A 25561-nucleotide genomic window follows, 5' to 3' on the forward strand; every position below is an offset into this window, starting at 1 on the left:
GCGATTCTCGCAGGCACCGGTGACACGCGGGAGCCAGCCCGTGGGGACGTCGGCCGGACGCCTGTCGTGCCGGGGGCAGGCCGACGGCGGGAACAGTGTGCGGGCCGCCGGTGTTACCGTCACGACCGATTGCCCGCGGCACGCGCCGCCCGGACCAGCACCTGGAGAGCCCTCGATGAGCACCGCCCCGACACTTCCCGACGCCGGCTCGATCGTCATGTACTCGACGACCTGGTGCGGGTACTGCCGCCGCCTCAAGACGCAGCTGGACTCCGAGGGCATCGGCTACACCGAGGTGAACATCGAGGAGACCCCGGGGACCGCGGAGTTCGTGGAGTCGGTCAACGACGGCAACCGGACCGTGCCGACCGTCGTCTTCCCCGACGGCTCCGCCGCGACCAACCCGTCGCTCGCCGAGGTCAAGCAGCGCCTCGTCGCCTGACCCCACCCGGCTGTGGGCAGGAGACGGGCCCGGTTCGAGCTCCCGAACCGGGTCCCTTTCTTGCCCACGACGTCTCGGGGGGCTCAGGCGTCGGGGAGGCGGTCGCCGAACCAGTCCTCGACGAGCGAGCGCGCGATGGACGCGCGGCCCGGGAGCAGCACGTCTCCCGTGCGGACCGCGGCGGCGAGCTCGGGTCGGGTGAACCACCGCGCGTCGGTGAGCTCGACCCCGTCGACGTGCAGCTCGGTCGTCTGCGCCCGCGCGGCGAACCCGAGCATGAGCGACGCCGGGAACGGCCACGGCTGGCTCCCGCGATAGGCGACCTCGCCGACGACGACGCCCGCCTCCTCCGCCACCTCGCGCCGGACCGCGCTCTCCAGGGACTCGCCCGGCTCGACGTACCCGGCGAGCGTCGAGAAGCGCCGCTCGGGCCAGTGCGCGGCGTGGCCGAGCAGCAGCCGCTCGTCGTCACCCTCGCCGTGCACGACCGTCATGATGACCGCCGGGTCCGTCCGCGGGTACAGCTCCACGCCCTGCGCGACGCAGCGCCGCGTCCACCCACCGTTCTCGACCGTGGTCCGACCGCCGCAGCGCGGGCAGCGGGTGTGGTTCGCGTGCCAGGCCGCGAGCGCGACCGCCTCGGTCGCGAGACCCGCGAGCGGTGCGCCGAGCCCGCCGACGAGCTCGCGCAGCCCCGACCACGACCGCTCGCGCGCGAGCACGGCGAAGGGGTCGGAGGCGTCGACGCCCTCGATGTCGACCTCGTCCGCGTCGGCGTCGTCGGGCAGGACGAGCGCCACGTACGCGACGCCGTCTCCCTCGCCGAGGAAGAGCCAGCGCGCCTGGTCCTCGTCGGCGGCAGCACCGACGTCGGCCAGGGCTGCCGGGTCGAGCAGCGCGACGCCGTCCGTCGGACCCGGCCCGGCGAGCGCGAGGCGGCCGCGGTGGACGAGGACGACGCGGGTCGTGGCCTCGCCGCGCAGCGTCCGCACGAGGTCAGGCTCGCCGCGGCGATGGGCCGCGCGGTCCAGGACCGCCGCGTCGAGCGGCAGCGGAAGATCGCGGAGGGTGGTCCTGGGGAGCGTGCCCGACGACGGTCGGGGGGCGGGGGTGGTCACCCTCCGACCGTAGGCCACGCGACCGGCGTGGGTGCCTCGGGCGGCGGTCGGGGAGCGACTACCGTGGTCGGGTGCCCCGCTCACCGCTGACCCTCGCCGCGCTCGCGACCGCCGCCGTGCCGGGTCTCGACGCCCGCAGCGCGCTGGCCGTCGAGGACCCGGGTGACTACGACACCGCCGTCGTGACCGACGCCGACGGCGCCCGGTGGACCGTGCGCGCCCCGCGCAGCCTCCAGGCGGGGGCGGCGCTCGAGGCCGAGGCAGAGCTCCTCACCTCGCTCCAGCTCTACGCCGACACCGGCGTGCTGTCCTTCGCGGTGCCCCGCATCAGCGGGACCGCGCTCCTGCCCGAGGGTGGGCGTGCCGTCGTGCACCCGGCGCTCGACGGCACGACGCTCGACGTCGACGTGCTGCGCCCCGGGCCCGGGCTCGCCGCCGACCTCGGCCGCGTGCTCGCGTCGATCCACGAGCTGCCCCGCACGATCGTCGACGACGCCGGGCTGCCCGGGTACGACGTCGAGGAGTACCGCGCCCGGCGGATGGCGGAGCTCGACGAGGCCGCGGCGACCGGGAAGGTCCCGACGGCCCTCCTGCGCCGCTGGGAGGCGGCGCTCGAGGACGTGTCGCTGTGGCGGTTCCAGCCGGTCGTCGTGCACGGGGACCTCGGCCCGGAGCAGGTCCTCGTCGCGCGCGGGCGCGTCGTCGCGGTGACGGACTGGGCGAGCGCGCGCGTCGCGGACCCCGCGGACGACCTCGCGTGGCTGCTCGTCTCCGCACCCCCGGAGGCGATCGACTCGATCATGGAGGCGTACCAGCTGCGCCGCACCGAGCTCACCGACAAGCACCTCGTGGACCGCGCGCTCCTCGTCGGCGAGCTCGCGCTCGCGCGCTGGCTCCTGCACGGCGTGCGGCACGGGCTCGACGACGTCGTCGCCGACGCGCTCGACATGCTGGCCGACCTGGACGACGCCACGCAGGAGGCCGACGACTGACCCGGCTCGGCGCTGCCCGGTGCGGGGCCGCCACGCCCGCGGGCCGGGGTCCGCGGGTCAGCCCGCGAGCAACGACTCGATCTCCGCCTCACCGAGGAGCCGGCGCGGGCGCACGGTCTCGTCGGACGCGACGTAGTAGAACGCGGCGTTCACCTTCTCGAGCGGCAGCCCCGTCCACCGCGACCACGCGAGCCGGTAGACCGCGAGCTGCACCTCGCGCACGCTGCGCGCGGCGGCGTCCGTGGGCGCCCGTCCCGTCTTCCAGTCGACGACCACGACGGCGTCGTGCGCCCCTCCGGCGTGCTCCGGCCGCTCGGGGAACACCGCGTCGATGCGCGAGCGCAGCACCGTGTCGCCGACCGGGGTCTCGACGTCGACCTCGACCGCGACCGGGGTCCGGCTCGCCCACTCGGACGCGAGGAACGTCCGCTGCAAGGTCTCGAGGTCCGCGTCCGGGTCGAGGTCGTCGTCGTCCGCGCCGGGGAGGTCCTCGACGTCCAGGAGCGACGACGTCGTGAAGTAGCGCTCGGCCCACAGGTGGAACCGCGTGCCCCGGCGCGCGTGCACGGTGGGCTCGACCGGGACGGGGCGCCGCAGGTGCAGCGCGTACTCGTCGCGGTCGGCCGCGAGCCGCACGAGGCTCGACGCCGAGACGTGCGCGGGCAGCTCGACCTCCCGGCCCGAACGCTCGGCCCGCTCCGCGAGCAGGACCCGGGCGAGCGCGACGAGGTCGCGCCCCTCGGCGTCGACGAGCACGCCCACGGGGGCGGTGAGACCCGCGGGCCCGCCCCCGCCGGTCTCCGCGGGATGCGCCCCGACGTCGTCCACGGCGACCCCGGTGGACTCGACGTCGCGCGCGCCGGCGCCGGACGTCGTGGCCCCTCGGGTGCGGGCCGCGCGGGCGAGGGCCGCCCGCTCGACCGCCGCGGCGGTCGCGCGCAGGACGGCGCGCGCCGACCCCTCGGGGGCGTCGTCGGGCACCGGCCACTCGCCGGTGACCTCGACGTCCTCGAGCGGGTTGGTGTCGTCGGGTCCGGGCGGGGCCGACCAACCGTCCGCCGCCACCACCCCGGACTCCACGAGCTCGAGGAGGAACGGCGAGAGCACGCGCGGGCGGGAGCCCGTCTGCCACCACGACGCCGTGAGGTACAGCTCGCGGCGCGCCCGGGTGAACGCGACGTACGCGAGCCGACGCTCCTCCGCGAGCTGGTGCTCGCCGCTCGCCGCCCGGAACTCGTCGCGCCGCGCCACGAGCTCCTTGGTGTCCGACGCGAGGTCGAAGCGGAACTCCGGCAGGTCGGCGGCGTCGCCGCGCAGCGGGTACGGGAGCTGGCTCACGTCGGTGAGCCACCCGCTGTCCGCGCGCACGCCCGAGGACGACTGCGCCGTCGTCGGGAACACGCCGTCGACGAGCCCGGGGACGACGACGACGTCCCACTCGAGCCCCTTCGCGGCGTGCGCGGTGATGACCTGCACGGCGTCCGGGTCGGGTTCGCGCACCGGCAGGTCCAGCCCGTTCTCGCGCGTCGAGGCGACCCCGAGCCACGCGAGGAACGCACCGAGCGTCACGACGTCCGCCGTCTGGGTGAACGTCGCGGCGACGTCGCGGAAGGCGTCGAGGTGCTCGCGCGCCCGGTCGCTCACGGCCTCCGGGTCGACGAGCCGGCGCGACGCGAGCAGCGCGTCGTTCGTCACGGCCTCGACGTCGAGACCGAGCGCGCGCTCTGCCTCGACGACGAGCTCCGGCAGCGACAGGTAGGTGAGCCCGCGCAGCGCGCGCAGGGTGCGCGACAGCGCCGCGAGGCGCGCGTGGCCCTGAGCCGTGAGCGTGCGCCCGTCGGCCGCGGGCTCGCCCGGGTCCGGCAGGTCGTCGAGGGCGTCGACGATCGAGCGGTGGTCGGCCACGTCGCCCTCGACGACCACGAGGTCCGCGCCCCCGCCGTCCGCCGCGGCCGCGCGCCGGCGCGACCCGAGCGCGCCCTCGTGCCGCGCCAGGTCCGCGGCGCGGCTGCCCAGGGCGTGGAGGTCCGCCGACCCGAGGTTGAGCCGGGGCCCCGTGAGGAGCCGCACGAGCGCGTCGCCGCGCGACGGGTCGTGCACCGCCTCGAGGAGCGCGACGACGTCGACGACCTCCGGCGTCGTGAGCAGACCCCCGAGGCCGACGACCTCCACGGGCAGACCCTTGCGTCGCAGCGCGACCTCGACCGCCGCGAACTGGCTGCGCTTGCGGCACAGGACCGCCGCGGTGACGCGCCCGCCCGGGGCGCCCGCGGGCCGCCAGCGCGCTGCGACGAGCTCCGCGACGGCTGCGGCCTCCTCCTCCGCGGTCGCCGCCACGTGCGCGGACACGGTTCCGGGCCCGGCCCCCGGGCGCAGCGCGAGCGCCGGGACCTCGACCCGGTCGCCGCCCGTCCCCGCGGCCCCCCGCAGCGGGCCCGCGGTGACGTTCGCCGCCGCGAGCACCGCGGCGTCGTTGCGCCACGACGTCGACAGGAAGCGCACCGCCGACCGGTCGCCCGTCGCCCGGGGGAACCGCTCGGGGAACCGCGCGAGGCCGCCCGCGCTCGCACCGCGCCAGCCGTAGATCGACTGGTGCGGGTCGCCGACGGCCGTCACCGGGTGCCCGCCGCCGAACAGACCCGCGAGGAGCTCGACCTGCGCGTGCGACGTGTCCTGGTACTCGTCGAGCAGGACGACGCGGAACCGCGCCCGCTCCGTCTCCCCCACGACCGGGACCTCGCGCGCGAGGCGGGCCGCGAGCGCCACCTGGTCGCCGAAGTCGAGGGAGTCCGTGACGCGCTTGCGCCGCCGGTACTCCGCGACGACGTCGAGCAGCCGGACGCGCTCGGCGACGTCGCCGACCAGCTTCTCGACCTCCTTGGTCCGGGCCTTCTGCCGCGGACCGAGCGGGAGCGCGTCGAGCTGCTCGACGATGCCGGCGAGACGGTCCCGGGCCTCGCCCGGCTCGAGGAGGTGCTCGCCGAGCGCGCCGGACAGGCCGAGCACCGCGGCGACGACGGTGCTCAGCGCACGGTCGGTTCCGAGGTCGTCGTCCCACCCCTCCACGACCTCCGAAGCGAGCTGCCACTGCTGCGCCTCGCCGAGGAGCCGCGCGCCGGGCTCGACGCCGACGCGCAGGCCGTGGTCGCCCACGAGCGAGGCGGCGTACGCGTTGTACGTCGCGACCGTCGGCCGGTCGAGCAGCGAGAGGGCGGACGACGCACCGCCCCGGGCTCGCGCGAGCTGCGCGAGCCGAACCTGGACGCGCTCGGACAGCTCGCCCGCCGCCTTGCGGGTGAACGTGAGACCGAGCACCGCGTCCGGAGGCACGAGGTCGTTCGCGATGAGCCAGACGACGCGCGCCGCCATGGTCTCCGTCTTGCCCGAGCCCGCCCCCGCGACGACGAGCGTCGGCTCGAGCGGTGCCTCGATCACCTCGACCTGCTCCGGGGTCGGGCGGGGCCGGCCGAGCAGGTCCGCGATCCGGGTAGCGGACAGGGTCGGGCGCGGCGGCTCGACCGTGCCGGGCGTCGTGGTCTCGGGCGCGACCACGACGCCGTCGGCGGCGACCAGCCGGACCGACGGCGTCGGCTCCGGGAGCTCGAACAGCTCGCTGCTCACGCGACCACCCTCCTGCCCTCGGGCTGCACCGGGCACGCGCGCCGCACCGGGCACATCTCGCACAGCCCGTTCTGGCGGGCCGTGAACGTCGCCGCCGACATCGTGCCGGCCGCCTCCTCGACGAGGTCGCGCGCCCAGCTCGAGCCGTCCGGCGCCGGGTCGAGCGCGGGCTGCGGGACGACGGCGGGGCCGACGTGCGTGCTGCCCACGTAGACGAGCTGCGCCCCCGCGCTCCGCGTCCCCTCGGGCACGTCGAGCGCGCCCGCCTCGACCGCGAGCTGGTACGCGCCGAGCTGCGGGTGCTCGGCGCCCTCGGCCTTGGTCGCGGTGCGCCGTCCGGTCTTGAGGTCGACGACGCGGACCTTCCCCTCGCCCGCGGCCTCGACCCGGTCGATCGTCCCCCGGAGGCGCGCCCGCCCCACGGTCACGTCGAACGTCGGCTCGACGAGGAGCGGCTCGCCCGCCTGCGCCACGTAGGCCGCGAGCTTCTCGATCATGCGTTCCGCACGACGGCGGAGCTGGCGCGTCGGCCAGCCCTCGGGGAGCGCGAGCTCGGCCCAGCGGCGGTCGAGCTCCGCGCGCAGCTCGGCGAGCGAACCCGACGGATGCGTCTCCGCGATCGAGTGCACGAGCGTGCCGAGGCTCTGGTGCGTGGCGTCCGGCGCCGTGCCGCCCGCGGCCTCGAGCGACCACCGCAACGGACAGGTCGAGACGGTCTCGACCTTCGACGGCGACACCGTGACGATCTCCTCCGCGCCGCGCAGGGGCGCGGCGCTCGACACGCCCGCGACGCCGTACCAGGTCTCGGGCCGCGCCTCCGCGACGCCGAGCTCGCCCAGGTCGGCCAGGAGCGTGGCCGCGGCGACCGCGCGCGCGTCCGGCGCGCCGTCCTCGGCGGACCCGCCCGCGCGGGCCTCGCGCGCCGCCGCCTCGACGAGCACGCCGCGCGCGGCGGCGACGAGCCCCCGCAGGTCGAGCGGGGCACCGACGCGCGCGTGACGGCGCGCGTCCGGGTCCGCGCCGGGTGCCGGGGCGGCGCCCGGCCCACCCGTCGCCACCGGCCGCGGGGACCCGTCGTCGGGTCCGTCGGTGCCGTCCGGGCCCTCGTCCGGCCCCTCGGGAGCGGCGGGCGGGACGACGAGGTCGCAGAACACCGACGGCGCCTCCTCCGCGTCCTGGACCGCCGTCACCACGAGCCGCCGGGTCGCGCGCGACGTCGCGACGACGAACGCCCGCAGCTCGTCGGCCAGCACCTGGGCGCGCGCCTGGGACCCGACGCCGTGCGCGTCGTGCGCGCGGCCCGCGAGCAGCTCGACGAGCGCCTGCGACCCGAGCAGCGAGTCGCGCAGGCGCAGGTCCGGCCAGACGCCGTCCTGCACGCCCGCCACCACGACGACGTCCCACTCGCGCCCCGCGGCACCCGCGGGCGTCAGCGCCGCCACGGCGTCGGCGCCGCTCGCGCTCGCCGCGAGCGAGTCGGCCGGCAGGTCCTGCGACGCGAGGTACTCGACGAACGCCTCGGCCGGCGCACCGGGCATGCGGTCCACGAACGTCTCCGCCGCGCGGAAGAGCGCGAGCACCGCGTCGAGGTCGCGGTCCGCGCGCGCCCCGGCCGGGCCGCCGTCGAGCGCCGCCGTCCGCCACCGCTCCGCGAGACCGGTCGCCGCCCACACCGCCCACAGCACGGTCTGGGCCGTCGCGCCGGGCTCGGCCGCCGCCGCCCGGCCCGCCGCGAGCGCCCGCGCGACGGCGGCCGGCCCGCGCCGCACGGTCGGCGGCAGCGTCGCGGCGCGTGCCGGGTCCAGCAGCAGCTCGACGAGCAGCGCGTCCGACGACCGCCCGCCCCCGCCCTCGAGCTCCTCCGCGCGCAGCGCGCGCCGCAGCCGACGGAGCGCGACGACGTCCAGGGCGCCGACCGGCGACGTGAGCAGGGCCGCGGCGGTGAACGGGTCCAGGGCCCCGACGTCGTCCGCGTCCGCGACGCAGACGCGGACCGCGGCGAGCAGCGGCGCGACGGCCGGCTCGTCGCGCAGCGGGACGTCGGAGCCGAGCAGCGTGACCGGCACCGAGGCGGCGACGAGCTCGCGACGCAGCGCCGCGAGGCGGGTCCCGGTGCGGGCGACGACCGCCATCCGGTGCCACGGGATGCCGTGCAGCAGGTGCTCGGACCGCAGCTCGCGCGCCACGAACGCGGCCTCCTGCGCGACGGCGGAGAGCACGACGACCTGGACGGGCGCGGCGGCCCTGGGCTCGCCGGCCGCGCCGGCCCCCGACGGCACGACCGGCGGACCGACCACGTCGTCCGAGCCCGCGTCGACCGGCACGCCCCGGGGCGCAGCACCGCGGTGCACCGCGCCGGCGACGGTCCCGACCTGCGCGGCGACCCGGCGCGTCACGTCCCGCAGCGCGGCATCCTGCCGCCACGCCGTGCCGAGCACGGCCACCCGCGCGCCGAGCTCGCCCCGCCGCGCCCCGTCCCGCCGGGCGGGTGCCGAGGCGCGACCGACGAGTCCCGGGCTCGCGCCGCGGAACGTCTGCACCGCGGAGTCGGGGTCGCCGAGCAGCACGAGCCGTGCGCCGTCGTCGTGCAGCACGTGCAGGAGCCGCGCGGTCGCGACCGTGGCCTCCTGGTAGTCGTCGACGACGACGAGGTCCCAGCGTGGCCGCGCGGCGTCGGGCACCTCGTCGTCCCACGCGAGGAGGGCCTCGGCCGCCTCGTCGACCACGATCGCCGGGTCGAACCGGGCGCCCGCGTCCGGGGTCCCCGAGCGCAGCGCGGTCACGTCGAGGTACTCCGCGAAGAGCTGGGCGCCCAGCGACCACTCGGGCCGCTCGTAGCGGTCTCCGAGCGCGGCGAGGTCGGCGGGCGTCAGGCCGCGCTCCGCCGCGCGCATGAGGAGGTCGCGGAGCTCCTGGCGCAGGCCCCGGAGCCCGAGCGCCTCCTCGGGCAGGCCGGGCGGCAGGACCAGGGGCGAGCCCAGGTGCGCGAGGTCGCCCTCCAGGTGGCCCTCCAGCAGCTCGGAGAGCACGAGGTCCTGCTCAGGTCCGGAGATGAGCGTCGGGACGGGCTCCCCGAGCGCGGCCGCGCGCTCGCGCAGCACGGCGAAGGCCGCCGAGGCCGCGGTGCGCACCATCGGCGCACCGACGGTGCGCCGGGCGCGGGCCGACAGGCGGTCGCGGAGCGACGCGGCAGCACGCCGGGACGAGGCGAGGAGCAGGACGCGCTCCGGGGCGAGGCCGTCGGCGAGCGCCGCGAGCACGACCTCCTGCGCCACGAGCGTCTTCCCGGTGCCGGGCGCCCCGACGACGAGCGTCGCGCCCGGCCCGGCCGCCGCGGCGAGCGCCGCGCGCTGGGAGTCGTCGAGCGTGACGTCGGCCTCGTGGTCGCGCGGCCGCGCGACGAGGCGAGGGGCGGTCGTCCGGGGCACGGACCCGATCCCATCACGGGCCACCCACACCGTGGGCATCGCCGACGGCGCGGCGAGAGCGCCGTTACGGCACGGGCCACCCGTTGGTCAGGCACCCCTGGGCCGAGATCGACTGCTGCACCATCACCGGCGCGACGGCCCCCGGGGCCGGGCAGTCCTCGTGGCCGTGCCCGAGCACGTGACCCACCTCGTGGTTCACCAGGTACTGGCGGTACGTCGCGACGTCGTCACCGAAGTCGGGGGCGCCGAGCACCCAGCGCTCGAAGTTGAGCACCGCGACGCCGGACACGGAGTTGCCGCACGAGTACTTCCCCTCGGTCGCGAGCGGGGCGCACATCCGGTCGGTCGTCGCGGGGCTCGCGAGCACGACGCGGATCGAGGCGTCGTCGGCAGCCGTCCGGGAGAACGTCACGCCGTCGGGGCCGGACCACCCGCGCGGGTCGTTGAGCGTGGCGAGCACCGCCGTCGCGAGGACCTCGCCGTCCACGGGCAGGCCCTGCTCGACCTCGACCCGCACGGACCGCACGGTGCCCGTCCCGGGAGCCGGGGCCTCGCCCGGGACGACGTCGAGCGCGCCCCCGAGGTCGGGCGCGACGACGACCTCGCCCACGAGCCCGGAGCCCGGCTCCGCGACCGGCTCCGCGGGCGTCGTCGGCGTGGGCTCCGGCTCCGGCTCCGCCTCGGCCGCCGGCGGCGGCGGGTCCGCAGGAGCGAGCGGCACGACCACGTCCGGGCGCGGTGCGACGCGCTCGTGGAGCTCCGGCCCCTGCGCGACGTCGCCGGCGCGCTCCACGCCGGACCGGCTCGCCGCGTCGGCCTCGGCGCGCACCGGAGCGGGCGGGTCCTCGCGGTCCGCCGAGACGGGCGCGGTCACGCTCGCGACGTCCCACACCTCCGCCGTCGCCGCGCCGCCGCCGAACCCGACCACGAGGCAGGCGGCGACCGCCGCACCGTGCCGCACGCCCCGCGAGGAGCGCTTCACGCGAGCTGTCGACGGCCGGTTCGGGGGGGTATGTCTGTCGGGCACCCGCCCATCGTCCCACTCCTCGCGACGCCCGGTCGACACGAGGCACGGTTTCCGTATCCTCCCCCCATGACGGGAGCCACCGGGGGACGCGGGCGCGGCACGGCCGGGCCGCCCGCCGCCGCGCGCACCCGGATGCCCCGGGACGAGCGGCGGACGCAGCTCCTGACGATCGCCGAGGAGCTCTTCGCCTCCCACGGCTACCACCACATCTCGATGGACGACATCGCGGACCGCGCCGGGGTCGGCAAGCCCGTGCTCTACCGGCACTTCCCGTCGAAGCTCGACCTCTACCTCGCGCTCATCGACGACCAGGGCGACCGCCTCGTCCGCGCCGTCCACGTCACGCTCGACCCGTTCCGCGAGCCGGCCCCCGGCATCTCCGCGAGCGACCTCGACGCTCTCGCGGTCGACGGTCTCGCCGTGATCGAGGGCATCGTCCGGGCGTACGTCGCCTACGCGCGCACGGCCGGCAGGTCCGCGGCGCTGCTCTTCGAGTCCGACGTCATGCGCGACCCGGTGGTGCGGGCGCGGGTGCTCGCTCCCGACGCCCGCATCGCGGGGGCGTTCGCCGACGTGCTCGTCCGGATCACCGACCTCGACGCCGACGAGGCGCTCGTCGTCTCGCGGACGTGCACGGCCGTGGGCCGGGCGGCGGCGACCGAGGCCGTCCGTCCGGACGGGACCGCGTCGGCCGACGACGTCACGCGTCTCGTCCCGCGCCTCGTCTGGCGCGGCGTGCACGGGATGCTGCGCCGTCCGCGGACCGGAGCGCCGGACGCCGCGGGGGCGCCGCCCGCCGGCGTCGCCACCGGACCGGGCGCCGCGCTCGACGGCTCGGCCGCGGGAATCTGACTACTATCGAACGCGTTGTCGCCGGTGGGACGCCCACGGGCGGACCGAGGCCCGTCGTCGCTGCGCCTGGCGCAGCCGCTGTGAGGAGATCTGAGTGGAAGTCACGATCGGTGTGCAGAACCTGGCCCGCGAGCTCGTCGTCGACACGGACCTGTCCGCCGAGGCCGTGGCGACGGCCGTCGCCGACGCGCTCGGCGGCGCCCCCGCCCTCGAGCTCACCGACTCGCGCGGTCGCCGCGTGATCATCCCGACGGCGTCGCTCGGCTACGTCGAGATCGGCACGGAGGAGCAGCGCAAGGTCGGTTTCGGCTCTCTCTGACCGCCTCGACCTGACCGTCACGACAGCCGCCGTCGCGCCCCCGGGCGCGGCGGCGGCTTCGTCATGCTGCCAGACCCAGGCGGTCCATGCGCCGGGAGTGCTCCGCCGTGAGGCGCGAGAAGACCCACGACTGCGTCGCGGGCGCCGGTCCGGTCGACGCGGCCCCGGCCGTCGCGTCGGTCCCCGCGGCGACGAGACGCGCGAGCGCGGGCCGCTGGGCGAGGACGACGCCGACGACGCCCAGCGCCTCGCCGACGAGGCGCCGGCCCCACAGCGCGAGCCGGGACGCGAGCACCGGGTCCGCGGCGGCGGCGTCCGCGATGACCGGGGCGTAGCGCTGCGACGGCGTGTCCTGCGTGAGCGCCTCCACGACGACGTCGCGCGACCGCTCGTCGAGGCCCTGCGCGGCGAGCAGGCAGAAGTCGTCGGCGACGCCCTGGCCCACGTACCCCTTGAGGATCCCCTCCCACCACGTGCTGGGGCGGGTGCGCGCGTCGAAGTCGTCGAACAGGCCGTCGAACGCGGTCATGCAGTCGGCGGGGTCCCCGCCCAGCTCGTCGACGCGGACGAGGACGCGCTCCTGCCGGTCGAGCATCGCCGCCGCGAGCCGCGAGAGCGCCTGCCGCTGCCGCAGCGTCGGGGCGTGGGCGGCGTCGCCCGCGAGGCGGCCGAAGCTCGCGAGCTCGGTGTAGGCGACGAGGCCGAGCAGCTCGACGGCGTCCGCGTGGTCCGCCGTGTGCAGGGTCAGGGGGCTCGCGTGCTCGGCGTCGCTCATCGGGCCAGGATAGTTCTCCGATATCATGGCCGACGTACATCGGTTGCCCGGTCGTCCAGACCTCACGCTCGTCACGCGAACGACGACGGCACGGCACGGTCCGCAGCGCGGGCCGGGCCACGACATTCACGATCGGCTGCCGGCCACGAGGCGCGTACGACCGCGACCGGGAGGCTCTCCGGTACCGGGCCCACGACGGGCCCGCGGACGGTCGTGCGTGCCCGAACGAGACAGAGGCACCAGTGACCACCACAGACGCGACCAGCACCGACGCGACCCCTGACGTGAGCGCGGACGCGACGACCGTCGCCGCGAGCGTCCACGCGGACAACACCACCTTCGCCGACTTCGGCGTGCGCCAGGAGATCGTCGACGCGCTCTCCGACGCGGGGATCGTCCAGCCCTTCCCCATCCAGGCGATGACGCTGCCCGTCGCCATGTCCGGCCACGACATCATCGGCCAGGCCAAGACCGGTACGGGCAAGACCCTCGGCTTCGGCGTGCCGCTGCTGCACCGCGTCGTCGCCCCGGGCGAGCCCGGGTTCGACGAGCTCCCCTCCCCCGGCAAGCCGCAGGCGCTCGTCGTCGTCCCGACGCGCGAGCTCGCCGTCCAGGTCGCGAACGACCTCACCACGGCCTCCAAGCGCCGCTCGGTGCGCATCGTCCAGCTCTACGGCGGCCGTGCGTACGAGCCGCAGGTCGAGGCGCTGACGCGCGGTGTCGAGGTCGTCGTGGGCACCCCCGGCCGCATGATCGACCTCATGAACCAGGGCCATCTCAACCTCGCGCGCGCCGCGACCGTGGTCCTCGACGAGGCGGACGAGATGCTCGACCTCGGGTTCCTCCCGGACGTCGAGAAGATCCTGGCACGCACGCCCGCGCAGCGGCACACGATGCTCTTCTCGGCGACCATGCCGGGCGCCGTCGTCTCGATGGCGCGCCGCTACATGAAGCAGCCGACGCACATCCGTGCGAACGACCCCGACGACGGCGGCCAGACGGTCAAGAACATCGAGCAGGTCGTCTACCGCGCGCACGCGCTGGACAAGGTCGAGATGCTCGCGCGCATCCTCCAGGCAGACGGCCGCGGCCGCACGATCGTGTTCGCCCGGACCAAGCGCACCGCGGCGAAGGTCGCCGACGAGCTCGTCGACCGCGGCTTCGCGGCCGGCTCGATCCACGGCGACCTGGGCCAGGGTGCGCGCGAGCAGGCGCTGCGCGCGTTCCGCAACGGCAAGATCGACGTGCTCGTCGCGACGGACGTCGCGGCGCGCGGCATCGACGTCGAGGACGTCACCCACGTCGTGAACTACCAGTGCCCCGAGGACGAGAAGACCTACCTGCACCGCACCGGCCGCACCGGCCGCGCGGGCAACAAGGGCACCGCGGTCACGTTCGTCGACTGGGACGACATCCCCCGCTGGTCGCTCATCGACAAGGCCCTCGACCTCGGCATCCCCGAGCCGGTCGAGACGTACTCGAGCTCGCTGCACCTGTACACGGACCTGCACATCCCCGAGGGCACCAAGGGCCGCCTCCCCAAGGACCGACGCACCCTCGCCGGGCTCGACGCGGAGGAGATCGAGGACCTCGGCGAGACCGGCAAGCGGCACACGCCGGCCGGCGGTTCGCGCGGTCGCCAGGGCGGCCGGTCCGACGGTGGGCACCGCCGGGGCGACCAGGGCGACGGCGGTCGCTCGGGCGGCCAGGGCCGCTCGGGCGGGCGTCGCGCGGAGGGCGAGCGCTCGAGCAGCCGTCGCGAGGGCGAGCAGACCGACGCCACCGCGGGCGCGCCGTCCGAGAACGCGCCGTCCGAGGGCGGCGAGCGCCGTCGTCGGTCCCGGAACCGTCGCCGCACGCGCGGCGGCCGCCCCGTCGAGCAGCAGGGCGGCGCCGAGGCGGCCGCCCAGCCCGCGGAGTAGTCCGCCGCCGGGCCCCGTCCCGTAGTCCGACGACGAACCCCGGGTCCCTCCCCACGGCCACCGCGCCGTGGGGAGGGACCCGGGGTTCGTCGCGTCCGGGAGCGTCCCGGTCAGTGCACGTGCGCGTCCCGACCCGCGAACCACACGGCGACGCCCTGGACCGCCGCCGCGGCGACGAGCAGGAGGAGCGGCAGCGTCCATGCGCCGGTGGCGTCGTGCGCGAGCCCGAGGCCGAGCGGCCCGGTCGCGGCGAGCAGGTAGCCGGCGCTCTGCGCCATGCCGGAGAGCTCGGACGTGTGGGCGGCGTCGCGGGCGCGCAGGGCCATGAGGGTGAGCGCGAGGCTGATGCCGCCGCCCTGGCCGAGGCCCACGAGCACGACCCAGAGCGCCGCGGCGCCGGGTGCGAGGGCCAGCCCGAGCAGACCGGAACCGACGAGCACGACGAGCACGATCCCGATGCCCCGCTGGCGGCGCATGCGCCCGGCGAGCACCGGGGTCACGAACGACCCGAGGATGCCCGCGAGGTTGCACAGCGCGAGGAGCCAGCCGCCCGCCTCCGGGGTCCTGCCGAGCGCGACCATGATCTCCGGGAGCCACGCGTTCACGGCGTAGAACGACAGCGACTGCATGCCCATGACGACCGTGACGGCCCAGGCGAGCGGGCTCCGCCACACCGCGGAACGGGCGACCCCGGCCCCGGCACCCGCGCCGAACGCCGTCGCGCCGGCCGGGTCGGGCCGCAGCGCGCGCGGCACCCACACGAGCACCCCGAGGACGGCGAGCACGCCCCACGTAGCGAGCGCGCCGCGCCAGTCGAGACCGGCCGCGGTCGCGACCGGGAGGGTGAGCCCCGCGGCGAGCGCGGCGCCACCCGACAGCGCCATCGAGTACAGGCCCGTCATGAGGCCGATGCGGTCGGCGAAGTCGCGCTTGATGAGCGCGGGCAGCAGGACGTTCCCGAGGCCGATCGCGCACCCGGCGACCACGGTCCCGGCGAACAGGCCCCACGTCTCGGGGACGAGCCGGAGCGCGAAGCCGACGCACAGCACGACGAGGCTCACGAAGAGCGCACGCTCGAGCCCCCAGCGCCGCGCGAGCACGGGCGCGAGCGGCGCGAGGAGCCCGAAGCAGAGGACGGGCAGCGTCGTGAGCACGCCCGCCGCCGCCGCACTGAGCCCCAGGTCGGCGCGGATCTCGCCCAGCACGGGCGAGATCGACACGACGGCGGGGCGCAGGTTGAGCGAGGCGAGGACGATCGCGACGACCGCCCCCACCCCCAGCGGACGGCGCAGCCCGCTCACGCGTCGACCTCCCCGGCTCCCGCGCGACCGGGGCGTTCCGCAGCAGCCTCCACGAGCTGCGCGCGCACGGCGTCGATCGTCGCAGCCACCGCGCCCTCGGCCGCGTCGGCGTCACCGGCCCGGATCGCGGCCACGACCTCCTCGTGCCCGGGGACGTCGCGGTGGTGGCGGCGCTGCTCCCCCGTCGGGAAGGTCCGGACGAGCGCGTGGTCGAGGCCGTCGTAGAGGTCGGCGAGCAGCGGGTTGCCGGCCGCGCGCACGACCTCGGCGTGGAACGCGACGTCGGCGGCCTGGAAGGTGTCCTCGTCGCCGTCGCGGGCCGCGGCCTGGGCCGCGAGCGCGGCGTCGAGCCGGGCGAGCGCGCTCGTGTCGTGCCGTCCCGCCGCCGCCCGCGCCGCCCCCCGCTCGAGGATGCCGCGCACGTCGAGCACGTGGAAGGCGTCGGTGGTGCGCGCGCGGCGGGCGAGAGCGGCGTCGAGGCCGTCGGCCGCGCGGACGTAGGTGCCGTCGCCGCGCCGGGGCTCGAGCACGCCCGCGTGCTCGAGCGCGCGCACGGCCTCGCGCACGGTGTTGCGACCCACGCCGAGCTCGGCCACGAGCTCGGGCTCCGGCGGGATCCGTGTGCCCACCGGCCACTCTCCCCGAGCGATGCGCTCGCTGAGCCGTTCGACGACGAGCTCGGACACCTTGCGGGGCGGGACGATCGGCTGGTTCACCGAAAGAACCTAACATCCCCTGTTTGCTCTCGGCGCCGACGGCGGGTCGTACGGGGTCTCTGGTCAGGGGCGGCGCGGACCTCCACACGCCAGGACGGAGATGGGACCGCGATCCCGGACGCCGGACGTCCGCCTCAGTCGTCCCAGCGCACGTCGTGCACCCGGTTCCACCCGATGCCCGCGGCGTCCCACCGGGGAGCCTGCCGCACGATCCGCGCCTCGAAGTCCTCGAAGTCGCGGTCGGCCTGGGCGGTCCACGCCACCTCGGCGAGCGCGGGCAGGCGGGGGAAGGTCATGAGGTCCACGTAGACGTCGACGTCGACGAACTCGTCGGTGCTCGTCGGCAGGTGCGTGAGGCTGTCCGGGTAGGAGCGGTCCGACCACAGGGGCGCCTCGACCCCGGCGACACGTCCGGCGACGTCGACCTTCCGCTCCGGGTCGAGGGTCGACGTCAGCTCCGTCTCCGGGTCCCACGAGTACGCGCGCTCGAGGTCGATCCGCGCGGCCCACTCGAGCCCGTACGGGGTGAGGTCGTCGTACCTCATGTCGAGGTACGTCCGGTCCGCGGGCGACATGACGAGGTCGGCGCCCGCGGCGAGCGCCGCGCGGACCTCCTGGACGTCCGCGGTCTCGCGCGCGGTCCCGATGAGCCCCTGGTTGCGCTCGCCCACGCCCCAGTACTGGATCAGGCTGCCCTCCGGCAGGGTCGCGCCCTGAGCCCACTGGTGCCAGCCCATGACCGTGCGCCCGTGCTCCTCCGCGACGATCTCGTTCGCCGCCGCGGTGTAGTTCTCGTACCACCCCTCGGCAGGGCTGGGGGCCTCGTCCCCGCCCAGGTGGACGTACGGGCCCGGGTTCTGCGCGACCACGGCCGCGAGCACGGTGTCGAGGTACTCCCGGACCGCCGGCATGTTCTCGTCGCTCGAGCAGATCATGGGGTTGTTCACCTCCGGTCCCCAGTACGGCTCGCCGGGCGTCCCGTCGCAGCGCAACGACCCCAGGACGGACTGCGCGGCGAGCGTGTGCCCGGGCCCGTCGATCTCGGGGACGACGGTGACGAAGCGCTCGGCCGCGTAGTCGACGATCTGCGCGTACTCCTCGGGCGTGTAGAACCAGGGCCCGCCCGTCCCCGGCGGCCACCCCTCCTGCGTCCGACCGCCCACCTCGGTCAGCCCTGGCAGGCCGTCGACCGTGAGCCGCCAGCCCTGGTCGTCGGACAGGTGCAGGTGCAGCACGTTGAGGCGGTAGTCCGCGAGGTGGTCGACGAACCGCTGGACGTCCTCGACCGGGGCGAAGCGCCGCGCGACGTCGAGCATCGCGCCGCGGTACGCGTAGCGCGGCGCGTCCGCGATCTCGACCGCCGGCACCTCCCACGCGACGCCGTCGGCCGGGGCGGACGCCTCGACCTCGGGGGGCAGGAGCTGGAGCAGCGTGCGCGTGCCGCGGTACAGGCCTGCGGGCGTCGTGCTGGCGAGCACGACGCCGTCCTCCCCGGCTTCGAGGGTGTAGGCCTCGGCCGCGGGGTCGTCGAGCAGGCCGTGAGGGTCCCAGGACTCGCCGCCCGGCTCGAGCCGGAGCACCACGGACCCCGCCTCCCCGGCAGGCTCGACCCCGGCAGGCTCGTCCCCGGCGTCCCCGGCGTCCCTGGCGTCCCCGAGGACCGGCTCGACCGGAAGGTCGAGCGCCGTGGGCGTCCGTAGCTCCGCGGCGAGCAGCTCGCCCACGCGGACCGCGCCCTCCTGCCCGACGGCGCTGCCCGCCGCCGCGTCGACGACGACCCGGGTCGCGTCGTCGAGCACGAAGGGCGCGGCGTCCGAGACCTCGACCGACGCCGGGAGCGGGACGAGCCCGAGCTCCTGCGCGTTCGGCGCCCCGCCGGGGGCGGACGTGCAGCCGGCGAGGGCCACGACCCCGCCCACCCCGATCGCGGTGAGCACGGCGAACGTCGGTCGCGCCGAGCGCCTGCCAGCATTCATGAGGACCCCTGCCGAACTCGCCGCGCGGACGGCCGTCGTCCGCACCGCTGCCGACCCTAGCGCTCCCCCGCCGGCCGCCGCGAGGTCTTTCGCGACGCCCCCAGGTACCGCGCCAGGAGCCGCACCTCGTGCGCCGCGGCACGACCCGCCGCGCAGCGGGCGTCAGGCTGTCTGGACGAACTGCGTGACGGCGTCGGCGACGAGCTGGACCGCGATGGCCGCGAGCAGGAGGCCGGCGATGCGCGTGACGAGGATGGTCCCGGAGTCGCCGAGCACGCGGTTGATCACGTTCGCGAAGCGCATGGAGAGCCAGAGGCACACGTGCACCGCGACGACGCCCGCGACGATCGCGACCCACTCCGCGACGCCGCCCCCGCGCTCCCCCGCGCGCTGCACGAACACCATGGTCGCGACGATCGCGCCCGGGCCCGCGAGCAGCGGCGTCCCGAGCGGTACGAGCGCGACGTTGACGCCCTTGTTGCCCGACGGCTGCGGCTCCTCCATCTTGCCCGTGAGCAGCTCCATCGCGACGAGGAGCAGCAGCAGGCCGCCCGCGGTCTGGAGCGCGGGCAGCGAGATGTGCATGTAGCTGAGGATCTGCTGGCCGAACGCCGCGAACGCGACGATCACGCCGAACGCGACGAGGATCGCGGTGCGCGCCGCCTGGTTGCGCTGCTTGGCACCCATCGCGCTCGTCAGGCCCAGGAACACCGGCACGGTGCCGGGCGGGTCCATGATGACGAACAGGGTGACGAAGACCTCCGTGAAGAGCCGGACGTCGAAGACCTCGTTCATCGTCCGATCATCGGATCACGTCCAACTGTCCCAGCTCCTCGATCTGCTCCAGCACGGTCGGTGCTGTCGTGTTCTCCCCGAGCCGGTTCGGTTTGCCGGCTCCGTGGTAGTCGCTCGACCCGGTGACGAACAGGCCCAGGGTGCGGGCCAGGTCCTCGAGCCGTGCGCGCTGACGCTCGTCGTGGTCGCGGTGGAACACCTCGAGCCCGACGAGGCCCGCCGCGGTCATCTCCTCGATCACCGCGTCGGACACGACGCGCCCTCGCCCGTCCGCGCCCGGGTGGGCGAAGACGGGGACGCCCCCCGCGGCACGGATCCCCCGCACCGCCGCGACGGCGTCGGGCGCGTAGTGGGGCACGTAGTACGGGGTGTCGGTGGCGAGGATCGTCGCGAACGCCGCCGAGCGGTCGGGCGAGAGCCCTGCCGCGACGAGCGCGTCCGCGATGTGCGGTCGCCCGATCGTCGTGCCCTCGACGGTCTGCGCGAGCACATCATCCCACGTGATCGGGTAGTCCTCGGCGATGAGGTCGACCATCCGCCGGGCCCGGCTCGTGCGCGCGTCGCGCGTGCGGTCGAGCTCCGCGAGGAGCGCCGCGTGCGCGGGGTCGTGCAGGTAGGAGAGCAGGTGCACGCTGATGCGACCCGAGCGCGCCGAGATCTCCGCGCCGCGCACGAGGGCGACGCCGTGGCGCAGCGCGGCGTCCGTCGCCTGCGCCCAGCCGGCGGTCGTGTCGTGGTCCGTGAGCGCGACGACGTCCAGCCCGGCCGCGGCCGCGGCTTCGACGACCTCCCCCGGCGCGTCCGTGCCGTCCGACGCGGTCGAGTGGGTGTGGAGGTCGATGCGCACGGGACCCAGGATAGTGACGGCACACGGGGTCGGCGGCACGGGACCCGCACACGATGTGCACACAGGGCGCGGCCCCTCCCCACGGCCGTCCCAGGCTGGGGTGCCACAGTCGGGAGCGATGACCCCCACGACGCACGCCCCCGCCCCCTCCCCCGTCGCCCTCCTCACCCCGCCCGGCCACCGCACCGACGCGTCCGCCGACGGTTCCGAGCGCCCGCCCGCCGTCGTCTTCGTGCACGGCATGCGCACGTCCGGCGCGATCTGGGACCGCCAGGTGGAGCACGTGCGCGCGCTGGGGCACGACGCCGTCGCCGTGGACCTGCCCGCGCACGGCGCCCGCGCGCACGAGCGATTCACGCTCGACCGGTCCTTCGAGGTGATCGACGAGGCCGCCGCCTCGTTCGGCCCGGGCCGCCGGGTCGTCCTGGTCGGGCTCTCGCTCGGCGGATACACCTCGCTCGCCTGGGCGGCCCGCCGCCCGGCCCGCCTCGCGGGCGTCGTCGCCGCGGCCTGCACGTCCGACCCCAAGGGCAAGCCCGTCGCGCTCTACCGCGACGTCGCGCGCCTCGTCGTCGCGGGCGGGGGCGCCGTCGGGCGCGGTGCTCGCTGGGCCGCGCGCACGAGCGCGGCCGCGTGGGGCACGATCGCCCGGGGCGGGCGCTCGCTCCCGGGCGGTGCGGCGTCGTCCTACGCGCTCGCCGGCCCGGCCGACACGGGCACGCCGACCCCGGCCGCGCCCGGCTGGCACGTCGTCACGGATGCCCTCTCCCAGCTCGCGGGCCGCTCGTGGCTGGCCCACGTGCGCGACGTCGACGTGCCGGTGTGGCTCGTCAACGGCGCCCGCGACCACATGCGGCTCGACGAGCAGCGCTATCTCGCCGCGGCCGCGGACGCCGCGCTCGTCGTCGTGCCGCGCGCCGGTCACGACGTCAACAGCGAGGCCCCCGAGGCGTTCAACCGCGTGCTCGGGCGCGCGCTCGCGGACTTCGGCCGCGTGCGCGGTGCGAGACTGGGGGCATGACCGACGCCACCCCCGTCACGCCCGAGCCCACGTCCGAGACGCCCGACCGGGCCCCCGAGCACGCCGGCGAGGGCCAGGACCTGGCCGCGCGCGGCAGCAACCGCTCGCAGCGCCCCGACTCCGACGCGTTCAAGGCCTTCATCACGAGCGGCTGGGCTCCGCGCGCGGAGCTCCACGTCGAGCCCCTCCCGGCCGCCGCGTTCACCGTCGCCCGCCGCGCCGCGCTGTCCGCCCGGTTCCCGGGCGCGCGCCTCGTGGTGCCCGCCGGCCCGCTGAAGACGCGCTCGAACGACACCGACTACCGGTTCCGCCCGCACTCGGCGTTCGCGCACCTCACCGGCTACGGGACGGACCAGGAGCCCGACGCGGTGCTCGTGCTGCACCCCGTGGAGCCCGGGACCGGCGACGGCGGCTCCGACCACCACGCCGTGCTCTACGTGCGCCCGCTCGCCGCGCGCGACACCGAGGAGTTCTACGCCGACTCGCGCTACGGCGAGTTCTGGGTGGGCGCGCGACCGTCGCTCGACGACGTCACGACCGCCACCGGCGTCGAGGCCCGCCACGTGGACGAGCTGCGCGACGCGCTCGCGAAGGACGTCGGCCCGGGCGGGGTGACGCTGCTCGTCGTCGCGGGCGCCGACGAGGCCGTCGAGGCGCTCGTCGAGGCGATCCGCGCCGAGGCCGGGCTGGACGACGTCGAGGCCGCCCAGGACGAGCAGCTCACCGAGGCCGAGTGGCTCGCGCGCGCGGAGGCCGCCTACAGGCGCACGGACGCCGCGCTCGTCGAGGCAGTCTCCGAGCTGCGGCTCGTCAAGGACGCGCACGAGGTCGAGCAGATGCGCGAGGCCGTCGCCGCGACGATCGCGGGCTTCGAGGAGGTCGTGCGGAACCTGGCGCGCGCCGTCGAGCACCGGCGCGGCGAGCGCGTCATCGAGACGACGTTCGACGCGCACGCGCGCCTCGAGGGCAACACGGTCGGCTACGAGACGATCGCCGCGGCCGGCGAGCACGCGACGACGCTGCACTGGATCCGCAACGACGGTGTCGTGCGCACGGGCGAGCTCGTGCTGCTCGACGCGGGCGTCGAGGTCGACTCGCTCTACACCGCGGACGTCACGCGCACGCTGCCCGTGGACGGCGAGTACACCGAGGTCCAGCGGCGCGTGTACCAGGCGGTGCTCGACGCCGCGGACGCCGCGTTCGCCGTCGCCGTGCCGGGCGCGCGCTTCCGCGACGTGCACGCCGCCGCGATGGAGGTCGTCGCCGCGCGCCTCGAGGAGTGGGGCCTGCTCCCGGTGAGCGCCGCCGAGTCGCTGTCACCCGACGGGCAGCAGCACCGCCGCTGGATGGTGCACGGCACGAGCCACCACCTCGGCCTCGACGTGCACGACTGCGCCCAGGCGCGCCGCGAGCTCTACCTCGACGGGGTCCTGGAGCCCGGCATGGTCTTCACGATCGAGCCGGGCCTGTACTTCAAGGCGGACGACCTCGCCGTCCCGGAGGAGTACCGGGGCATCGGCGTCCGCATCGAGGACGACGTGCTCGTGACGGCCGACGGCAACGAGAACCTCTCGGCCGCGCTCCCCCGCCGCCCCGAGGACGTCGAGGCCTGGATGGCGCGCCTGCGCGGCTGATCCGCGTCCGTCAGGCGGGGCGCTCGGGCTGGTCGGGCTGGTCGGGCTGCTGCGCCCCGGGCGCAGGCTGGGCGTCGGGCTGGGCGTCGGCGGGCTGGTCCGACGTCGGGCGCATGGCGCCGTAGCGCGGCTCTCCGGTCGGCGTGGTCCAGCGGGGGTCGGGGGTCCGGGCCGGCGGCGCGACCGGGGGCGTGGGCGCGGAAGCGGGAGCTGCGGCCGCCGGCGGCTCGGGCGCCGGCGCGGTCGGTGCGGGAGGCGGGGTCGCCCCGGGCGTGCCCCACGTCGGGTTCGCGGGGGCGGCCGGCGCGCGGACCCCGCCCGCGCCCTCCGGCATCCGCGACAGGAGCTGGCGCGCGTCGCCCGCGCGCTCGGGAGCGCAGAGGATCCCGTACGACGACGCGACGATCTGGCTCTGCGACGTGAAGTCGCGCTTGCCCTGCGTGAGCGCGTACGACAGCACCGAGAAGAGCAGCCCGAACCCGGCGCCGATCCCGATGGCGGTGAGCACGAACGCGCCGTCACCGGAGAAGAGGAACAGCAGCAGACCGACGAAGAGGCCGAACCACGCGCCGGACGCCGCGCCCGCGATCGCGACGCGCCCGTACGTGAGCCGGCCCGTCACGCGCTCGACCATCTTGAGGTCGGTGCCGACGATCGTCACGAGCTCGACCGCGAACTTGTTGTCGGAGAGGAAGTCGACCGCCTTCTGCGCCTCGAGGTAGGTCGCGTACGACGCGATCTCCTCACCGCGGGGCGGGGTGGGGACACGGGGGACGGCACCCGGGCGTGACATGCTCATTCGCCCAGTCTGTCCTACTCGTGCTGCCGGCGCGAGGCCCGCGCTCCCGCGCGTCCGCGGCTCCGGACCGCCCGGGGGCGCCACCCACCGGAGGAACGCGCGGCGACCGGGGCGCGTGCGTAGGCTGGCCGCGTGAGCGCAGCCACCACCGTCTTCGTCGCGCGTCTGGCCGGGACCAGCGTGTTCGACCCCATCGGCGACCAGGTCGGACGGGTGCGGGACGTCGTCGTGCTCATCCGGCCCAAGGGCGCGCCCCGCGCCGTGGGCCTCGTCGTGGAGGTGCCGGGACGACGCCGCGTCTTCCTCCCTCTCACGCGCGTCACGAGCATCGACGCCGGCCAGGTCATCTCCACGGGCCTGGTGAACATGCGGCGGTTCGAGCAGCGCGCGATGGAGACGCTCGCGGTGAGCGAGCTGCTGGAGCGCACGGTCGAGCTCGTCGACGGGTCGGGCTCGGCGACGATCGAGGACCTCGCGATCGAGCGGCAGCGCACCGGGGACTGGCTCGTCACCAAGCTGTACGTGCGGCGCAGGGCCCAGCACAAGGGCACGCTCGGCCTGCGCCGGCGGGGCGACGCCATCGTCGTCGACGTCGGGGCGGTCACCGGCCTCGCGGGCGGCACCGAGGCGCAGGGCGCCGCCATGCTCCTCGCCGCCTACGACGACCTCAAGCCCGCCGACCTCGCCGACGTCATCCACGACCTGGGCGACACGCGCCGGCTCGAGGTCGCGGGCGCGCTCGACAACGAGCGGCTCGCCGACGTCCTCGAGGAGCTTCCGGAGGACGACCAGGTCGCGATCCTCTCCGGCCTCGACACCGACCGCGCCGCGGACGTCCTCGAGGCGATGCAGCCCGACGACGCGGCGGACCTGCTGCACGAGCTCCCGGAGGCGCAGGCGGCCCAGCTCCTCGAGCTCATGGAGCCGGAGGAGGCACGCGACGTGCGCCGCCTGCTCGCCTACGCGGAGGACACCGCGGGCGGCCTCATGACCTCCGAGCCGGTCGTGCTCGGCCCCGAGACGACGATCGCCACGGCGCTCGCGCAGATCCGGCGCAAGGACCTCGCCCCCGCGCTCGCGTCCATGGTGTTCGTCGCGCGCCCCCCGCTCGAGACGCCGACCGGCCGGTTCCTCGGCGTCGCGCACTTCCAGCGGCTGCTGCGCGAGCCCCCGCACGCCGCCGTCGGGTCGGTGCTCGACTCCGACGTCGAGGGCGTCGCGCCCGACGCCCCGCTGGGGCGCGTCACGCGCATCCTCGCGACCTACGACCTCCTGTGCGTGCCCGTGCTCGACGCGGAGAAGCGCCTGCTCGGCGCGATCAGCGTCGACGACGTGCTCGACCACATGCTGCCCGACGACTGGCGCGAGACGGACGACGACGTGGACACCGAGCAGGCGCGCGCCGCGCTCGCCCCCGGCTCGCTGCCGCGTCCCGCGGCCCGCGGCGGCGCGACGGGGGTGACCCGTGGCTGACCGCCTCGACACGCCGAAGAGCGCGCGGCGCTCCCTCATCCCGCGGGTCAAGGTCGATCAGGACGCGGTGGGCCGGGCGACCGAGGGCATCGCCCGGTTCCTCGGCACGCCCCGGTTCCTCGTCTACCTCACCGTGTTCTGCGCGGTGTGGATCATCTGGAACTCGTGGGGGCCGGAGGGCCTGCGGTTCGACTCCGCGGAGTTCGGGTTCACGGCGCTCACGCTCATGCTCTCGCTCCAGGCGTCGTATGCGGCGCCCCTCATCCTGCTCGCGCAGAACCGCCAGGACGACCGCGACCGCGTGACCGCCGAGCAGGACCGCCAGCGCGCCGAGCGCAACCTCGCCGACACCGAGTACCTCGCGCGCGAGATGGCCGCCCTGCGCATCGCGCTGAGCGAGGTCGCCACCCGCGACTTCGTCCGCTCGGAGATCCGCAACCTGCTCGAAGAGCTCGAGGAGAAGTCGACCCGTCCGGCCGACGACGAGCCTGCCGACCGCTGAC

20 protein-coding genes are annotated in these 25561 nt (G+C 76.2%); 9 read left to right on the top strand and 11 right to left on the bottom strand.

Annotation, left to right across the window (positions count from 1 at the left end; genetic code table 11):
- The first annotated feature begins 175 nt into the window (after positions 1-175).
- Complete coding sequence (locus tag CCE02nite_RS16295) at positions 176-442, top strand: mycoredoxin (RefSeq protein WP_141390675.1); 267 nt, start codon at positions 176-178, stop codon at positions 440-442.
- An 83-nt stretch (positions 443-525) separates the two neighbouring features.
- Here CCE02nite_RS16295 and nudC read toward each other — a convergent pair whose 3' ends face one another.
- Positions 526-1560 carry an NAD(+) diphosphatase gene (gene nudC / locus CCE02nite_RS16300; RefSeq protein ID WP_255318917.1) on the bottom strand — a complete coding sequence of 345 codons (1035 nt, stop codon included), beginning with the start codon at positions 1558-1560 and terminating at the stop codon, positions 526-528.
- 71 nt (positions 1561-1631) lie between these two features.
- On the opposite strand from nudC, the gene CCE02nite_RS16305 reads away from it, so the two are divergent.
- On the top strand, positions 1632-2552 hold the full coding sequence (locus CCE02nite_RS16305) for a phosphotransferase (RefSeq protein ID WP_141390676.1): 921 nt from the start codon (positions 1632-1634) through the stop codon (positions 2550-2552).
- A 57-nt stretch (positions 2553-2609) separates the two neighbouring features.
- Here the strand turns inward: CCE02nite_RS16305 and CCE02nite_RS16310 are convergent, their stop codons facing one another.
- The 3 genes from CCE02nite_RS16310 to CCE02nite_RS16320 form a co-directional block, all read right to left on the bottom strand.
- Positions 2610-6104, bottom strand: a complete 3495-nt coding sequence (locus CCE02nite_RS16310; RefSeq protein WP_170227349.1) for an ATP-dependent helicase — start codon at positions 6102-6104, stop codon at positions 2610-2612.
- Between the two features lie 65 nt (positions 6105-6169).
- Positions 6170-9640 carry an ATP-dependent helicase gene (locus CCE02nite_RS16315; RefSeq protein WP_141390678.1) on the bottom strand — a complete coding sequence of 1157 codons (3471 nt, stop codon included), beginning with the start codon at positions 9638-9640 and terminating at the stop codon, positions 6170-6172.
- 25 nt (positions 9641-9665) lie between these two features.
- A complete protein-coding gene (locus CCE02nite_RS16320) occupies positions 9666-10583 on the bottom strand; it encodes a DUF3152 domain-containing protein (RefSeq protein WP_255318919.1) in 918 nt (305 codons plus the stop codon).
- A gap of 111 nt (positions 10584-10694) precedes the next feature.
- Here CCE02nite_RS16320 and CCE02nite_RS16325 point away from each other — a divergent pair, with 111 nt between their 5' ends.
- Both CCE02nite_RS16325 and CCE02nite_RS16330 read left to right on the top strand, forming a co-directional pair.
- On the top strand, positions 10695-11480 hold the full coding sequence (locus tag CCE02nite_RS16325) for a TetR/AcrR family transcriptional regulator (RefSeq protein WP_141390679.1): 786 nt from the start codon (positions 10695-10697) through the stop codon (positions 11478-11480).
- Positions 11481-11574: 94 nt separating this feature from the next.
- Positions 11575-11799, top strand: coding sequence for a DUF3107 domain-containing protein (locus CCE02nite_RS16330; RefSeq protein ID WP_047234756.1), 225 nt, complete (start codon positions 11575-11577; stop codon positions 11797-11799).
- Between the two features lie 61 nt (positions 11800-11860).
- Here CCE02nite_RS16330 and CCE02nite_RS16335 read toward each other — a convergent pair whose 3' ends face one another.
- A complete protein-coding gene (locus tag CCE02nite_RS16335) occupies positions 11861-12574 on the bottom strand; it encodes a ferritin-like fold-containing protein (protein WP_141390680.1) in 714 nt (237 codons plus the stop codon).
- A 242-nt stretch (positions 12575-12816) separates the two neighbouring features.
- On the opposite strand from CCE02nite_RS16335, the gene CCE02nite_RS16340 reads away from it, so the two are divergent.
- Positions 12817-14496, top strand: coding sequence for a DEAD/DEAH box helicase (locus CCE02nite_RS16340; protein WP_141390681.1), 1680 nt, complete (start codon positions 12817-12819; stop codon positions 14494-14496).
- A 110-nt stretch (positions 14497-14606) separates the two neighbouring features.
- Here CCE02nite_RS16340 and CCE02nite_RS16345 read toward each other — a convergent pair whose 3' ends face one another.
- The 5 genes from CCE02nite_RS16345 to CCE02nite_RS16365 all read right to left on the bottom strand — a co-directional run bounded on the left by CCE02nite_RS16345 (position 14607) and on the right by CCE02nite_RS16365 (position 20131).
- Positions 14607-15797, bottom strand: coding sequence for a CynX/NimT family MFS transporter (locus tag CCE02nite_RS16345; protein ID WP_141390682.1), 1191 nt, complete (start codon positions 15795-15797; stop codon positions 14607-14609).
- Positions 15794-16513 (bottom strand): FadR/GntR family transcriptional regulator, encoded by a 720-nt coding sequence (locus tag CCE02nite_RS16350; RefSeq protein ID WP_141390683.1) that lies wholly within the window; start codon positions 16511-16513, stop codon positions 15794-15796. The genes CCE02nite_RS16345 and CCE02nite_RS16350 overlap by 4 nt, the downstream gene beginning before the upstream one ends.
- Positions 16514-16647: 134 nt before the next feature.
- Positions 16648-18489 carry a beta-N-acetylhexosaminidase gene (locus tag CCE02nite_RS16355; RefSeq protein ID WP_141390684.1) on the bottom strand — a complete coding sequence of 614 codons (1842 nt, stop codon included), beginning with the start codon at positions 18487-18489 and terminating at the stop codon, positions 16648-16650.
- A 162-nt stretch (positions 18490-18651) separates the two neighbouring features.
- Positions 18652-19284, bottom strand: a complete 633-nt coding sequence (locus tag CCE02nite_RS16360; protein ID WP_141390685.1) for a MarC family protein — start codon at positions 19282-19284, stop codon at positions 18652-18654.
- Positions 19285-19291: 7 nt separating this feature from the next.
- On the bottom strand, positions 19292-20131 hold the full coding sequence (locus tag CCE02nite_RS16365) for a PHP domain-containing protein (protein ID WP_170227344.1): 840 nt from the start codon (positions 20129-20131) through the stop codon (positions 19292-19294).
- A 118-nt stretch (positions 20132-20249) separates the two neighbouring features.
- Here CCE02nite_RS16365 and CCE02nite_RS16370 point away from each other — a divergent pair, with 118 nt between their 5' ends.
- Both CCE02nite_RS16370 and CCE02nite_RS16375 read left to right on the top strand, forming a co-directional pair.
- On the top strand, positions 20250-21152 hold the full coding sequence (locus CCE02nite_RS16370; RefSeq protein ID WP_141390687.1) for an alpha/beta fold hydrolase: 903 nt from the start codon (positions 20250-20252) through the stop codon (positions 21150-21152).
- Entirely contained in the window at positions 21149-22786 is a 1638-nt protein-coding gene (locus tag CCE02nite_RS16375) for an aminopeptidase P family protein (RefSeq protein WP_141390688.1), read from the top strand. The genes CCE02nite_RS16370 and CCE02nite_RS16375 overlap by 4 nt, the downstream gene beginning before the upstream one ends.
- Positions 22787-22796: 10 nt before the next feature.
- Here CCE02nite_RS16375 and CCE02nite_RS16380 read toward each other — a convergent pair whose 3' ends face one another.
- On the bottom strand, positions 22797-23585 hold the full coding sequence (locus CCE02nite_RS16380; protein WP_141390689.1) for a YflT domain-containing protein: 789 nt from the start codon (positions 23583-23585) through the stop codon (positions 22797-22799).
- 132 nt (positions 23586-23717) lie between these two features.
- Here CCE02nite_RS16380 and CCE02nite_RS16385 point away from each other — a divergent pair, with 132 nt between their 5' ends.
- Positions 23718-25058 (top strand): magnesium transporter MgtE N-terminal domain-containing protein, encoded by a 1341-nt coding sequence (locus CCE02nite_RS16385; RefSeq protein WP_047234082.1) that lies wholly within the window; start codon positions 23718-23720, stop codon positions 25056-25058.
- Positions 25051-25560, top strand: coding sequence for a DUF1003 domain-containing protein (locus CCE02nite_RS16390; RefSeq protein ID WP_141390690.1), 510 nt, complete (start codon positions 25051-25053; stop codon positions 25558-25560). Before CCE02nite_RS16385 ends, CCE02nite_RS16390 begins: the two co-directional genes overlap by 8 nt.
- Position 25561: the final 1 nt, after the last annotated feature.

This window comes from Cellulosimicrobium cellulans, assembly GCF_006539945.1.
Classification (GTDB): Bacteria; Actinomycetota; Actinomycetes; order Actinomycetales; family Cellulomonadaceae; genus Cellulosimicrobium; species Cellulosimicrobium cellulans.

Bases quoted from the DNA above. Each gene is read 5' to 3' on its own strand.
- CCE02nite_RS16295 (WP_141390675.1), top strand. From the start codon at position 176: ATGAGCACCGCCCCGACACTTCCCGACGCCGGCTCGATCGTCATGTAC.
- CCE02nite_RS16315 (WP_141390678.1), bottom strand. From the start codon at position 9,640: ATGCCCACGGTGTGGGTGGCCCGTGATGGGATCGGGTCCGTGCCCCGG.
- CCE02nite_RS16325 (WP_141390679.1), top strand. From the start codon at position 10,695: ATGACGGGAGCCACCGGGGGACGCGGGCGCGGCACGGCCGGGCCGCCC.
- CCE02nite_RS16335 (WP_141390680.1), bottom strand. From the start codon at position 12,574: ATGAGCGACGCCGAGCACGCGAGCCCCCTGACCCTGCACACGGCGGAC.
- CCE02nite_RS16355 (WP_141390684.1), bottom strand. From the start codon at position 18,489: ATGAATGCTGGCAGGCGCTCGGCGCGACCGACGTTCGCCGTGCTCACC.
- CCE02nite_RS16360 (WP_141390685.1), bottom strand. From the start codon at position 19,284: ATGAACGAGGTCTTCGACGTCCGGCTCTTCACGGAGGTCTTCGTCACC.
- CCE02nite_RS16370 (WP_141390687.1), top strand. From the start codon at position 20,250: ATGACCCCCACGACGCACGCCCCCGCCCCCTCCCCCGTCGCCCTCCTC.
- CCE02nite_RS16375 (WP_141390688.1), top strand. From the start codon at position 21,149: ATGACCGACGCCACCCCCGTCACGCCCGAGCCCACGTCCGAGACGCCC.
- CCE02nite_RS16380 (WP_141390689.1), bottom strand. From the start codon at position 23,585: ATGAGCATGTCACGCCCGGGTGCCGTCCCCCGTGTCCCCACCCCGCCC.